The 14,503-nt window shown below is 47.6% G+C and carries 8 protein-coding genes; 6 read left to right on the top strand and 2 right to left on the bottom strand.

Annotated elements, in window-relative coordinates:
• The first annotated feature begins 82 nt into the window (after positions 1-82).
• From recN to CWI81_RS01400, 4 genes are all read left to right on the top strand, one after another.
• The gene (gene recN / locus CWI81_RS01415) at positions 83-1,747 is read left to right on the top strand and encodes a DNA repair protein RecN (protein ID WP_126783456.1); all 1,665 of its coding nucleotides are present in this window, start codon (positions 83-85) and stop codon (positions 1,745-1,747) included.
• Between the two features lie 88 nt (positions 1,748-1,835).
• Entirely contained in the window at positions 1,836-2,198 is a 363-nt protein-coding gene (gene bamE, locus CWI81_RS01410) for an outer membrane protein assembly factor BamE (protein WP_126783455.1), read from the top strand.
• Between the two features lie 13 nt (positions 2,199-2,211).
• Positions 2,212-4,938: an insulinase family protein gene (locus tag CWI81_RS01405; protein ID WP_126783454.1), complete on the top strand. Its 2,727-nt coding sequence runs from the start codon at positions 2,212-2,214 to the stop codon at positions 4,936-4,938.
• Between the two features lie 94 nt (positions 4,939-5,032).
• The gene (locus CWI81_RS01400; RefSeq protein WP_126783453.1) at positions 5,033-8,947 is read left to right on the top strand and encodes an EAL domain-containing protein; all 3,915 of its coding nucleotides are present in this window, start codon (positions 5,033-5,035) and stop codon (positions 8,945-8,947) included.
• On the opposite strand, the gene fadJ is transcribed toward CWI81_RS01400, so the two are convergent.
• A complete protein-coding gene (gene fadJ, locus CWI81_RS01395) occupies positions 8,944-11,067 on the bottom strand; it encodes a fatty acid oxidation complex subunit alpha FadJ (protein ID WP_126783452.1) in 2,124 nt (707 codons plus the stop codon). The genes CWI81_RS01400 and fadJ overlap by 4 nt on opposite strands.
• Positions 11,067-12,377 carry an acetyl-CoA C-acyltransferase FadI gene (gene fadI / locus CWI81_RS01390; RefSeq protein WP_126783451.1) on the bottom strand — a complete coding sequence of 437 codons (1,311 nt, stop codon included), beginning with the start codon at positions 12,375-12,377 and terminating at the stop codon, positions 11,067-11,069. Before fadI ends, fadJ begins: the two co-directional genes overlap by 1 nt.
• Positions 12,378-12,569: 192 nt before the next feature.
• Between fadI and CWI81_RS01385 the strand changes: the two genes are divergently transcribed.
• Positions 12,570-13,526 carry an AAA family ATPase gene (locus CWI81_RS01385; RefSeq protein WP_126783450.1) on the top strand — a complete coding sequence of 319 codons (957 nt, stop codon included), beginning with the start codon at positions 12,570-12,572 and terminating at the stop codon, positions 13,524-13,526.
• A 5-nt stretch (positions 13,527-13,531) separates the two neighbouring features.
• Positions 13,532-14,491: a DUF58 domain-containing protein gene (locus CWI81_RS01380; protein WP_126783449.1), complete on the top strand. Its 960-nt coding sequence runs from the start codon at positions 13,532-13,534 to the stop codon at positions 14,489-14,491.
• Positions 14,492-14,503: the final 12 nt, after the last annotated feature.

The raw sequence follows: 14,503 nt of genomic DNA, 5'->3' as shown, positions 1-14,503 counted from the left end.
AATTCGGTTTGCAATTCTACTTAACTACTGTATAACTACTGTATAAACTGTACAGATACACAGTAGTTAATGGAGGCTCTCGATGTTAACCGAACTGCACATCCGCCACTTTGCTATCGTTAAAAAGTTAGATATTGAATTCACCAACGGCATGACAGCCATTACCGGCGAGACAGGTGCTGGTAAATCAATTGCACTGGACGCCCTAAGTCTATGTCTTGGGAGTCGCGCAGAAGCCAGCCTGGTCCGGCCCGGTTGCGATAAAGCTGAAATCAGTGCCTGTTTTTCTGTGGCTGAGGACAGTGCCGCGGCACAATGGTTACAGCAACAAGAATTAGACGCTGAAAATGAGTGTGTGTTGCGTCGGGTTATCTCGAAGGATGGGCGCTCTAAAGCCTGGATTAACGGCTCTCCGGTGCCATTAGCACAACAAAAGGCACTCGCTCCGTTATTGGTTAATATACATGGTCAGCATGAACATCAACTGTTAACCCGCGACGACCATCAACTACTGTTACTAGATAGTTTCGCCCGCCATCAACAATTAATTGAGCAAACCGCGCACACCTACCGGCAGTGGGCCGCGACCGAAAAGCAGTTCCGTCAGCAGCAACAGGCCAAAGACGACCGTGTTGCACAACAACAGTTGCTTGAGTACCAAGTCCAGGAGCTTGACGAGTTTGCCCTGCAAGAAGGCGAGTTTGAACAACTCGAAGCCGATCACAAACGGTTATCTAACAGCCGAAGTCTTTCAGAGAGTAGCCTGTTCGCACTGAATGCTCTTTACGAAGGTGAACATAACAACGCTAATGGCTTGGTACAAAATGCATTGTCGAGACTGCAGGAAGCAGCTGAAATAGATAAGCAACTAGTACCCGTCACGGAGTTAATGCAACAAGCAATGGTGCATATCGAAGAAGCCGCGCTAGAGTTACGTCATTACCAAGAAGCTATAGACGTTGACGGCAGTGAGCTTGATCAGCTTGAACAGCGAATGACACAAGCGCTTAAGTTGGCTAAAAAACACCAAATGGCACCAGCTCAGTTATATCAATATCACCAGCAATTAAAACAGCAGCTTGCCGATTTGCACGCGGCTGACGAACAGAATGAACAGCTGGCTGAACAACGCCAACAACTGCGCGAAGCATATCGTAAGCAAGCGAAACAGTTATCGCAAAGTCGTCAACAAGCGGCTCAGCAACTGAGTGACAAGATTACTCAAGCCATGCAGCAATTGAATATGCCGCACGGTCGTTTTGCCATAGCGGTTGAACACAGCGACTCTGCACCAGCGACCGCCAAAGGTACCGATCATATCGAATTTCAGGTGACAGCAAACCCCGGTCAGCCTTTACAGCCCTTAAGTAAAGTCGCGTCCGGCGGTGAACTTTCTCGTATCAGCCTTGCCATACAGGTGATGAGCGCAAGTCAGCAAACCGTACCAACCATGATGTTTGACGAAGTTGATGTTGGTGTTAGCGGACCAACCGCCGCAGTGGTAGGTTCGATGCTGAGAGAATTGGGTCAACAATGCCAGATTATTTGCGTCACTCACTTGCCTCAGGTTGCAGCTAAAGCCAATCAGCAGTTACAGGTAAGTAAGCAGACCAATGGTAAAGAAACCGAAACTCAGGTGACGCCGCTAGATAAAAATCAACGGGTTATCGAATTAGCACGTTTACTCGGTGGTGATAAAGTGACCGACTTAACCAAAGCCAATGCGCAAGAACTGCTAGCCAGCTGATAACTTGCGTCCGCTATACTGGTAACTATTGGCTTGTTTGTTTATCATCAGCGGTAAGATAGAACTCACTATTAAAAGTAGGTTGTTAATGAAACATAGGTTATTAAAAGTCTCGGCCATCGCAACGCTAATTTTGGGGCTGAGCAGTTGCTCCACTTTGAACGATTTAGTTTATCGTATTGATATCCCGCAGGGTAATTACCTGGAGCAACGCGACGTCGAAAAGCTTCGTGTCGGTATGACTCAGGAGCAGGTCGCATTTATCTTAGGTCGCCCCGTTGCTGAAAATGCATTCGACAATGACCGCTGGACCTATGTATACGAAATGAATCCTAATCACGGCGATATTTATCGTAGGGAGTTGACCCTAGACTTCAATCAAGGAGTATTAGTGGATATGTTCGGTGATTTTGAAAAATCCGAGGATTTCGATACACCATTAGACTCTTAATATAAGGCCGGTTATGACGAGCTCATCAACGGTTGACGAGGTCGTCCACATTGTCCGCAGTCCCAGGGACAAAAGGGACTACCGTTCGGTCACCTTAGATAACGGGTTACAAGTTTTGTTGGCGCACTGCCCCGATAGTCACAAATCGGCGGCAGCGCTTGCTGTCAATGCTGGCCATTTTAATGACCCTACTCATACCCAGGGACTCGCCCACTTCTTAGAGCACATGTTGTTCTTAGGCAATCATGAATTTCCCTCGCCGACAGCTTTTAGCGATTTTTTAAATGCTTATGGTGGTCAACAAAACGCATGGACCGGCACCGAGTTTTCTAACTTTTACTTCGACTGTCAGGCTAACGCGCTGCCACAGGCGTTGAATTATTTTGCAGCCATGTTTGAACAGCCGTTATTCGCTCAGGAATGGATCGAAAAAGAACGTCAATCCATTGAGTCTGAATTTCGACTAAAGCAGCAAGACGAGTTGCGTCGCTTGTATCAGGTACATAAATCGACAGCAAACCCGAAGCACCCTTTCAGTCAGTTTTCGGTGGGTAATCTAGATACCCTGAATGATGATAAGAACGGGTCTTTGCAAGAAAAACTATTGCAGTTTTTTAAACAACATTATGTGACCCAAAAACTGCGTTTGGTCATAGCGGGTCCCCAGTCTCTGCAAGAGTTAGAAGCGCTTGCCAAAGAGAACTTTTTAAAGCTCCCCCAGGCTCACAATTACGCGCCAACAGCAATTTCTGAGCCGCTTTACCAGACTGATCAGCTAGGCGTATTACTGCAAGTAAAGCCGGTGAAACCGGCCCGGCGACTCATCATCACTCTACCGCTACCTTCAATAGATAGTGACTATGCGCATAAAACCACCAGCTTTATAGCTCATATTCTCGGTTACGAAGGCCCTGATAGCCTGTTCAGTTGCTTACGCGAGCGGGGCTGGATTAATAGCCTCTCCGCTGGCGGAGGAATCAGTGGGAGTAACTTTAAAGACTTTAATATCAATATTCAGCTCACCGAAAACGGTGAACAAAATGTTTACCGCGTTGCCCAGTTGGTATTCAATTATTTAAGACTGATAGCCGACCAGGGCATTGAGTCCTGGCGTTATAATGAACGCCGCATAACAGCAGAGCTAAGCTTTAAATACCAAGAGCCTGCCCCCGTTGGAGAACTGGTTTCGCAGTTATCGATAAATGCTCACCATTACCCCGTTCATGATGTGATTTATGGCGACTTCCGGATGGACTCACTGAATACCCAACGATGCCGCCAGTTGCTCAGCTTAATGGTCCCCGAAAAAGCACGGCTTACCCTGATTTCATCAAATGCTGCAACCGATGCAATTACGCCGATATACGATACCCCATACAGCATGCGCCGCTTAGTTCCAGAAGAGATAGAGGAGCTTGGGCAAGGTGATGAACAATTTGCGGCAAAATTACCCGGCCAGAATCGGTTTGTTACAGAACACTTTGAACCTTATGCGTTAGAGCAGCATAACACCAATCCACAACGCATCATCGACACTCCTGAACAACAGTTATGGCACTTGCAGGACCCTGACTTTCGAGTTCCTAAGGGACATATCTACCTGAACCTACAGGCACCGGCTGTTAATCAGTCTGCCGTTAACTTTTGCTGTTCGCGAGTATGGTCAGAATTAATGATTGATGCGTTGAACGAAGACCTTTATGACGCTGAAGTCGCTGGACTGCATTTTAATATTTATCCAACTCAGTCGGGGATAACTATTCATACCACCGGCTTGTCCGCTGGCCAATTGCCGCTGTTACAGTATTTGATGCGTCGCGCAACCGATGTAAGGTTTAATCGTGACCGCTGGAAGTCAGTTAGCCAGCAACTGATCACTAACTGGCGTTCGGCTCATCAAAGTCAGCCATTGAATCTACTTTTTTCGGAGCTGAACCTGCTGCTGCAAAAAGGCTTATTCCGCCTCACTGATATGGCTGATTCCTTAAATGATATCGGTTACCAGCATTTTAATCGGATTATTGCCGATCTGTTCGAGCCATTAAGTATATGCACGTTTATGCACGGTGACTGGCAGCAACAACATGCTCGCGAGCTGGGTGACTTAGTCGCGGCAAATGTCCGTGGCCGTTCTCACTCAACACCACAAGGCAGCCGTATTAATCTGTTAAGTACCAATAGTGAGCAGCAATTTAGTATTACACACGCACATCCTGATACCGCCGTGTTACATTATTTTCAGGGGCCAACCGATAGCCCCTCCGATCAGATTGCAATCATGCTGCTGCAACAGCTTGTCAATCAGCTGATTTTTGATGAACTGCGTACTCGCCAACAATTAGGTTACATGGTCGGTAGCCAGTATTTTTCGTTACAACGTCAGCCTGGTATCTTATTTTTTGTGCAGTCACCCTCAGCGACCCAAGAGCAACTGCATCAACAGCTGCAACAAGCATTAGTGTTATGCTTTGAGCAACTTGAGCAAATCACGCTAAAATCCTGGGCTCACAGCAAATCAGTGATGCGCAATCAACTGACGGTGACAGACCGGAGCCTTCGAGTTCGTAGTCAGCGTCTATGGGGGGCAATTCAGCTGGGCGACATCGAGTTTAACCGCGCACAAAAGCTCACTGAGGCATTAGATCAGTGGCAGCTTGCTGACTGGTTAGCCACCATTCACCGTATACTCTTTGAACAACCAGCATCTATTCGCCTTCAAAGCACGACAGTAAAGGGCTAGAATAACTTTACATCAACCGTAATATTCGCTAGCTTAACGTTTAATTAACAAATAATAAGAGCTGCTAAGATCAGCCCCCTATCAGGATGTCATCTTGTTTGGAAAAGTAGTTAGAATTCTTTTTAGCCTATTGGTTGTGGGTGGTATTGCAGTTTGCCCTCCGTCGGCAACGGCTAATCCCCCTCAATCTCTCGCACAAACCAAGCATTGGGCGATTAGTCAGGGAATGACAAGCCACACAGTCACCGACTTGTTACAGGATCCATACGGCTTTTTATGGATTGCAACAAGAAACGGACTGCAGTGTTTTGATGGCACTCAATTTAAGCACTTCCTTGCCGGAGGTGGCGACAATCATTTGCCCAGCAACCACATTACCAGCTTATGGTTTGACGACCAGCGCTTGTGGATTTCGACGACTCGCGGCATGGCTTACTACGACTATCAGCAGCAACAAATGGTTAAGTTCAACCTTACCGGGCAATCCGCTGATGACAGCGGTGCTGAAGTCGAGCGTATTATATCAAGCTTTGATGACCACCTACTGGCGTTAAGCGAAGGTCGCGTCTGGCGTTTGCAAAAAGACCACACTAAGCCAGTAGCATTAGCATACAATGGCGAGAAGCTGCACAACATCGACAATATCCATCAGGGTGACCGTTGGATTTGGCTGGCGCAAAGTAATGGTGATATCGCTGTCTGGGACGGCAGTAGCAACGAAGTTTTTAAAGTCACGCAACAAAACCCAATTACAGATACTCTGCCGTCGTATGGCTTTAACCATATTCTCAGTCGCGACAAGCAATTATGGTTTTCTCATGACCAGGGCATGTTTCAACTCGATGAAAATTTACGTCTTAAACAACAGCTCGATAACTCTGATGACTTAGCGACAAATACTGCTATTTATCGGTCGGTGTATGTTGATGACGGTCATTTATTTGTAGGAACAGCTGACGGTATACGTATTCTTGAGACACCTCAGAATCAACCCGCTTATCTGGGTCAACAACACAGCCTTAACTTACCCCCTGGGCTGCAAATCACAGCTTTTACCGTCGACCATCTGCAACGTCTATGGCTAGGCGCTGAAAATGGCGGGTTGTATCAGTTTTCAAGAGCTAATTCAGCACTGGACTTCGAGCGTCTGGTCAATATCGAAATAGCAACCGAACTCAATACTATGGTTCTGCCAGAGGCAGTCAGAAACTTTTCGAGTGTTGAAAAAGGGTTGGATAATTATTGGTGGTTTACTACCTCAGTCGGACTGGTAAAGTATGACCACCAACAGCAGCAAATCATTCAAGTCCACCCTTTACCAACCCGCGAAGATGCAACCGTGCGGCAAATCAAACTATTCGCAGAGCGGCTCTTTATAACCACCAAAACAAGCGGCCTTTTCGTCTTTGATATCCCTGAGCAGAGGTGGTTGCCAGTCGCCGAACAACATGCTTTTTTCTCAGGTCACGAGTTACGGATGGCGGTTCAACCCGATAAAATTTGGATTGCGAATAGCCACTCTGCAGTCGCAGTTAATGAGTTTCTGCAAGTCGTCAGTAAAAAACCGCTGCTACAACAACAAGACCGACAAACGCTCAAGCCATTAGCCGTCAACCTTAGACAACAGCAACAGATGTTAACGCTTGATTTTGTATCGCCACTGGCTCCGCAACCAGAAAATGTTCAATATCGTTACCGACTGTATGATTTAGAAGACGAATGGCAATATACCACTCGCCCATTGCAGCCTATCGCGATTAAACGAATCCCGGCGGATCAGTATCTATTACAAATCCAGGCCTCGACAGACGGTAATGACTGGCAGCTAAGGTATCAACAAGAAATCACAGTAACACCGCCATGGTGGCAAAGTGGTTGGGCTTACGCCTTATATGCAGCATTGATATTAGCCGTCGGATTAATCTCTATTCACTGGCTAAAACTGAATCGCAAGCGCCAGCAATCCATTCAACAACAAAATACAGACCTTGCTAATGTGCTCAACACCAGTGGTACCCAAGTATGGGACTGGTATGTCCAAGAAGGTGAGTTGTACCGTCATAACCTTTGGCCCCATTGTCCACATTTTCCTATTGATGGTATTCGAAATGGTCTTGAAGGTTCATCCAGTAATATTCACCCACAAGACATAAAACGCCTATCTCAGGAGCTTACCAAGCTTCTCGACGGGAGCGCCTCTCACATGGAGTGTAGCTATCGGCTGGATAATAACGGTCATTGGTTGTGGTTATTAGATAGAGCTCAGGTCACTGCCAGCGACAACGATGGTAACCCCTCCCGCATTCAGGGTGCCATGGTCGACATTAGTTCGATGATTAATAGTGAAGAGCGTCTCAATATGCTGGCGTTATCGTTGACCAACATTTCCGATGGTATCTGTATATTTGATCGCTTTTTCCGTAAACGCGAAGTTAATAAAGCGTATGAAACTATTACCGGCTATGGTCGCGACCAAGCGATCAATCAGCCACTGGTTCTGTCTGCCTACGAACCAGAGTTTGCGAATCAGATAAAACGCAGTGTCATGCGGGATGGCTCATGGCGAGGTGAAATCAAGGACATTCGGGCTGATGGCAGCGAATTTCAAATGGAATTAACACTCGATGCGGTTACCAACGATAATGGTGAGCTAGAGCTGGTTGTTGCTAGCTTTTCTGATGTTACCGAGCGGTTACACACAGAGAATGAGTTACGCCGATTATCTAATACTGATAGTTTGACCGGCCTGCCCAACCGTTCCTACTTTCAAGTTAGTCATTCCAACTTAGTGCGTAAAAAAGTTCCTCACACGTTGTTAGTATTTGACCTTGACGACTTTAAAAAAATTAATGACTCGCTTGGTCACGAAATTGGTGATGAATTGCTATGCCGCGTAGCGGAGCGTTTAACGGATATTGGGCGCCGGCAGGATACTCTATATCGCCTCGGCGGCGATGAGTTTGGTCTATTAGTAGAAGACAGCACTAATATAAATACTATCAGTGCACTGGCGAACCAGATTAACCAAGAAATTGCCCACCCCTATCAAATACAAAGTCATGAGGTTGTTATTGGCAGTTCTATTGGCATAGTGCTTTATCCCCACGACGCCAGCACCTCGCAGGAGCTTTTACAAAAAGCCGATACGGCCATGTACCATGCTAAGCAACGGCGGGGGAACTGCTATCAGTTCTTCAGTCAATCGATGAACGAAAATGCAATTCAACGCTTAAAAACTGAAAATGAATTGCGCGGCGCGATTCGCGAAGACCGAGTAGAAGTTCACTACCAACCCAAAATAGAAGTGCCTTCACAGCATATCGCTGGCATTGAAGCGCTTGCTAGAATTCGACGCGAAGATGGCACGCTGGTTAGTCCGGCTGAATTTATTCCGCTAGCCGAAGAAACCGGTTTAATCGTTCCCTTAAGCGAACAGGTATTGCGCATTGCCTGTCGCGACATGCTGCGCTTTTTGAAACTCCAAGGCGCTCCAAGAAATGTTGCGATTAATCTGTCAGCGAGACAGTTTTTAACATCGAGCCTAGCTTTCCAGATAGAAAATATTTTAGCCGAAGAAAAGCTACATCCACGGCATGTTGAGTTTGAAATTACCGAGGGAATGGTAATGGCTGATCCCGAACGCGCAATTACTATGCTTGAAAACCTGGCGGATATGGGCGTCCAACTGGCACTTGATGACTTTGGAACAGGGTACTCGTCATTAGCCTATCTTAAGCGTTTCCCCATCCATACGTTAAAGATCGATAAAGCCTTTGTGGATGACATCACCAGTGACGATAAAGACCGGAATATGGTCGCGTCAATTGTTGCGATGGCTCACAACTTAAACCTGAAGGTGGTCGCTGAAGGGGTCGAATCAAAAGCTCAATTAGAGATTCTAAAAACACTACGTTGTGAATATATCCAAGGTTTCTATTTTGCTAAGCCGATGCAAGCGGATGAGTTCATCCGCTTCATCGAACACCATCAAATTTCAACGACGCTTTAATAAAAGCGGCGCTGCTGCTCTGCCATTTCCACTAATAAAGGCGCAGGCTGAAAACGGTCGCCACGCTTTTCAGCTTGCTTCTCAAGCTTAGCTACCAGCGTGCCGATACCAATTTCGTCCATATAACGGAACGGACCTCCACGGAAAGGCGGGAAACCAATACCATAGACAGAACCAATATCGCCGTCGCGGGCACTTCGAATAATGCCCTCTTGCAGGCAGTATGCCGCTTCATTGAGCATTGGAAGCACACACAATTCAGCGATTGTTTCGCGGTCTAACTGCTGTTTAGGCTCAATGTCCAGCAACGAATATACCGAGCTGTCGACGGGTTTACCTTTAACGCCTTTACCATACTGATAAAACCCTTTTTGATTCTTCTTACCTTTACGATCGTCATCCATCAACTTGTCGAAAGCCGCTGGTGGCTCAAACCGCTCCCCCAGTTCTTTGCGCAAAATCCCGGCAACTTTGGCACCCACATCTATGCCCACTTCATCAAGCAAGGTAACGGGTCCTACCGGGAAACCAAATTTCACTAATGCTTTATCAACGTGCTCTATTGGCTCTCCGGCTAACACCAAGCGCGCTGCTTCGTTCATGTAAGGCGCTAAAATACGGTTAACAAAGAAACCAGCACCATCTTTTACAACAATCGGAGTTTTACCCTGTTTTCTGGCCAAGGCCACAGTGGTCGCGATGGTCTGGTCTGAAGTACCCTGATGAGTGATAATTTCTGCCAGCGGCATTTTATCAACCGGGGAGAAGTAATGAAGACCGATAACATTTTCAGGTCGTTTTGCTTTCTCAGCAATTTGAGTAATAGGCAGCGAGCTGGTGTTGGTTGCAAAAATAGTTTCCGGCTTTGCATGTTGCTCAATATCCGCAACCATCTTTTGTTTCAAATCAAGGTCTTCAAAAACCGCTTCAATCACCACATCTATGCGCTCAAAACCGCTGTAATCAAGCGTTCCACTCAACTTAAGCATGGTATGCTCAAGCTCGGCGCGGCGCATATGTTTACGCTTAACTTTTTTATTCAACCGCTCGTAACTGTAATGTAAGGCATGAGTTATACCGTCGGCTGCAATGTCTTTGATTCGAGCAGGCAGTCCGGCTTTAGCAGCTGTCACATAGGCAATACCACCGCCCATTAAGCCACCTCCTAAAACACCCACGCGATGAGTCTCGGCTGGCTTAACACCATCAGCACCGGTCTCCTTTTTCATCTCCGTAGTGGCGAAGAAAATTTGCCGTAACTGGTAAGATTCATTGGTCATAGCCAACTGACCAAAACTTCTTGCTTCTTGATCAAAACCAGCTTCACGACCTTTTTCGACGCCGGTACGGACCGTTTCAATAATTTTATCAATCGCTGGATAATTCCCCTGCGATTTTTTCTGCGCCTGTTCAGCCGCCTTCTTAAATATGATACCGCGACCATAGCTGGTAGCTTCCAGTAATTTACTGACGCCTTTAAGCGGCGCTTTGGTGCGCTTTGGTTTTGATTTAAGCGCGTGCTTCATTGCCGCTTCAAGTAAAATTGAATTAGGCACAACCTCGTCCACTAAGCCGGCTTTCTTAGCCTGCTTAGCACGCAGTTGTTTTGCGGTAAGCATCATGGTTAAACCTTGCTGTACACCAACCAGTTCTGGTAACCGCTGGGTTCCCCCTGAGCCTGGCAATAAGCCTAACTGCACCTCTGGCAGACCCAGCTGAGTCTTGCTCTCATCGCTAGCCACCCGCACATGACAAGCCATTGCTAACTCCAACCCACCACCTAAACAGGCGCCGTTGATAGCCGCTACAACCGGCACATCCAACTGTTCGATCCGGTCAAACATTGCCTGTCCTTTACGCGCCAGACTTTCTGCGTCAGCGGCAGTTTCGCAATCATTAATCATGTTGATATCGGCACCGGCGATAAACGAACCCGGCTTACCGCTGATGAAAACCACACCTTTAATATCTGATTCACTTTCCAGCCGATTTAACAATGTCCCGACTTCGTCAGCGAAAGTATCTTTTAAGGTGTTCATTGATTCGCCCGGGACATCAATAGTAATCACCGCAATGCCATTATCGCGGATATCCAGCGAGAATGCTTTTTGTTCACTCATTATTCACTCTCCAAAATCATTGCCGCGCCTAAACCACCAGCCGCACAAGCTGTTGTTAGTGCTGTACCGCCACCACGCCGGCGCAGTTCATACAGCATCTGTGTGATCATCCGCGTTCCAGTCGCCGCGAACGGGTGACCATAAGCGATAGAACCACCCAACACATTAAATTTTTCAGGGTCGATATCACCAATCGCTTGCTCGCGGTTTAAGTGTTGCTTGGCAAATTCTTTACTCCCGAACATTTTCATGTTGGTTAACGTTTGCGCCGCAAAGGCTTCGTGCATATCAATCAAATCCAGATCGGCCAGCTTCATGCCCGCTCGCTCTAATGCCAACGGCGTCGCATAGGATGGTCCCATCAGCATATCTTTCTCTACGCCGGTAGCAGTGAAAGCATAGCTGCGAATAAAGCCGAGCGGTTTATAACCAAGCTCTTTGGCGCGACTTTCTGTCATTAACATGACAGCCGAAGCACCATCAGTCAGCGGCGTACTGTTCGCGGCAGTAACCGAGCCATGTTTGCGGTCAAACACCGGTTTTAGTTTTGATAGTTTTTCGATTGAGCTGTCGCCACGAATATTGTTATCGCGGTCGATGTGCTTTTTATAGGGCTCTGGGTAGGCAGTCATTACCTCGTCGTTTAGCCATCCTGCGTCCCACGCCTGTTGCGCTTTTTGGTGAGACTGAGCGGTTAACTGATCCTGGTCTTCGCGCGAAATGTTATGAGTTTTTGCCATTTGCTCGGCGGTTTCACCCATGCTTAGACCGGTACTATACTCGGCAACAGCAGGCGGTACTGGCAATAAATCCTTAAAGCCTAAGCGGCGTAAAATACTCAGGCGCTGACCCAGACTCTTCGCTTTATTTAAGTCGACTAAAGCCCTTGCTAATCGTTTACTAACACCAATTGGTAGCACAGACGACGAGTCGGCGCCGCCAGCGATACCAACCTCAATATTACCCGCCATCATACTTTCTAACACATTAACGGTAGTTTGGAAGCTGGTTGCACAGGCTCGGGTCACACTATAGGCATCGACATCTACCGGCAATTGTGTACCCAGTACAATTTCGCGAGCGATATTTGGCGCCTCAGGCATTTGTACCACTTGCCCGAACACTAATTGTTGCACCACCCCCGGTTCAATACCAGTGCGGTTGATTAACTCCTGCACCACCATTTTCCCAAGATCTAACGCGGGCACACCGTGAAAATCAGTCGCCTGACGTGCAAACGGTGTTCGCAAACCAGCCACAATGGCGATACGATCACCATTTGGGGTACGCAACGCTTGTGTTGCTGCCATATGCTATCTCCCTATTAAATTGGACGGCCAAAACTGGTCTGACCACAATAGATTTTGTTACAAATTCTAGCGGTTTACAGGGCAGATTAAAACCATCGTTTTGATTAAAGTGTTACTATCGGTGTCATAGTCAATAAAACCACTGCTTTAAAAATAGCATAGGTAGTAACAGATAACAGGTACAGGAGTCTCATGGCTGCATCACATTTTAAGCAATTACACGAATTTCTGGATCGACAGGTACTCGGCCAACCCGAGTTTACCCGTAATCTCCTGATTGCCGTACTTGCCGACGGCCACCTTTTGGTCGAAGGCCCCCCAGGACTTGCTAAAACACGTGCAGTTCAGGCCCTGGCTAAGGGTATCGAAGGCGACTTTCATCGGGTCCAGTTTACTCCTGACTTATTGCCGGCTGATTTAACCGGTACCGATATCTATCGCCCCGAAACTGGTACTTTTGAATTTCAGCAGGGTCCTTTATTTCATAATTTAATTCTCGCGGACGAAATCAACCGAGCTCCGGCAAAAGTGCAGTCCGCTCTGCTAGAAGCAATGGCCGAACGACAAATCACTGTTGGTCAGCGCAGTTATCCATTACCCGAATTATTTATGGTGCTGGCGACCCAGAACCCACTCGAACAAGAAGGCACTTATCCGTTACCAGAAGCCCAGCTTGATCGGTTTTTAATGCACTTAAGCCTCGGTTACCCCGACGCTGAAACAGAGCAAAAAATTCTACGCTTAAATCGCGGCGAAGTACTGGAAGGGGAAGCAGCCATGCCAACCCCACTGACTCAACAACAGCTATTTCAGGCGCGCCAACAAGTCATGCAGATATATCTGGACGAAGCCGTTGAAAACTATTTAGTGCAGCTGATTATTGCCAGTCGCCAACCGGCCAACTACGACGCTGAGCTCTCCAGCTGGATAGCTTATGGCGCCAGTCCTCGGGCAACAATTTCGCTTGAACGTTGTGCGCGGGCAAGTGCCTGGCTGGATGGCCGTGACTTCGTCACACCTGACGACATCAACAGCGTGCTGCACAACTGTTTGCGCCACCGCATTATTATTAGTTACCAAGCCGAGGCCGACGGTGTTACTCAAGATCAGGTCATCGACAAAATTGTTTCACTGGTTCCGGCACCTTAATTACTATGCAGTCTGAGCAGTCGCAATTCTGGTTAAACAAATTCCACAGTAACGGGCTTCAGCCGCAAATGCAGGAGCTCATGTATTATCGTGCGAAGTTACCGGCATTTGCTCGTCACAGTCGCAACTTACCAGCGGTAAGCCAGGCCGGACCCTTAGTCAGTAAAACCCGGGGCCGGGGTATGGAATTCGATGAAGTCCGCCATTATCAGGCCGGCGATGACATTCGCTCAATCGATTGGCGGGTGACCGCACGTACGGGTAAACCCCACACCAAACTTTACCGTGAAGAGAAAGAGCGACCGGTTTTCTTAGTCGCAGACCTGGCGCTGACCCAGCTATTCGGTAGCCAGCTGCTGTTTAAATCCGTGCAGACTTGTCATTTGCTTGCTGCGCTAGCCTGGCAAGCACAGCAACGTGGCGACCGGGTCGGCGGTATTATCAGTAACGGTTGGCAACACCGCGAACATAAACCGGCAGCAAGGCAAGCTGGAGTGCTGCACTTACTGCACAGTTTATTGACCGTGCATGAAGACAGCTTTGACCGTTGGCAACGACAGCAGAAACCTCACACGATGCCTTTAAAAGACACCGTAGCGCGGCTGCAGAAACTCGTAAAACCGGGTAGCTTAGTCAATATTATCAGTGACTTTCAGCGCTTTGATGAGGAACTTTTGGAGCACCTGGCGCGTCTTAATAGGCGCAATTCTGTGCGTTGCTTCCAGGTGTACGACCCAATGGAGCGAGAGCTACCGAAAGGCTACTCGGCACAACCACTAGCAGTCTTCGACGGCGAGCAGCAGGCACAATTAAATTTGTCTGACAGACGCCAACGCGAGCGTTATCAACAGCATGCGAAAGCGCGACAACAACATCAGCAGACCGTGTTTGAGCAGCATGGGCTGCCATTAACTTATGTCAATTCGGCCATAGCCCTAGAGCAACAATGGTCTGATTTACGCTAACTGAGTAACTAC

Origin of the sequence: Idiomarina seosinensis, assembly GCF_003987275.1 — a bacterium.
Taxonomy (GTDB): domain Bacteria; phylum Pseudomonadota; class Gammaproteobacteria; order Enterobacterales; family Alteromonadaceae; genus Idiomarina; species Idiomarina seosinensis.
This window is presented reverse-complemented; position numbering and strand designations above follow the sequence as displayed.

What these genes read in the sequence shown, in the direction of transcription:
- CWI81_RS01405 (WP_126783454.1), top strand. Translation starts at nt 2,212, where the DNA reads ATGACGAGCTCATCAACGGTTGACGAGGTCGTCCACATTGTCCGCAGT.
- CWI81_RS01380 (WP_126783449.1), top strand. Translation starts at nt 13,532, where the DNA reads ATGCAGTCTGAGCAGTCGCAATTCTGGTTAAACAAATTCCACAGTAAC.
- CWI81_RS01385 (WP_126783450.1), top strand. Translation starts at nt 12,570, where the DNA reads ATGGCTGCATCACATTTTAAGCAATTACACGAATTTCTGGATCGACAG.
- fadI (WP_126783451.1), bottom strand. Translation starts at nt 12,377, where the DNA reads ATGGCAGCAACACAAGCGTTGCGTACCCCAAATGGTGATCGTATCGCC.
- recN (WP_126783456.1), top strand. Translation starts at nt 83, where the DNA reads ATGTTAACCGAACTGCACATCCGCCACTTTGCTATCGTTAAAAAGTTA.
- fadJ (WP_126783452.1), bottom strand. Translation starts at nt 11,067, where the DNA reads ATGAGTGAACAAAAAGCATTCTCGCTGGATATCCGCGATAATGGCATT.
- bamE (WP_126783455.1), top strand. Translation starts at nt 1,836, where the DNA reads ATGAAACATAGGTTATTAAAAGTCTCGGCCATCGCAACGCTAATTTTG.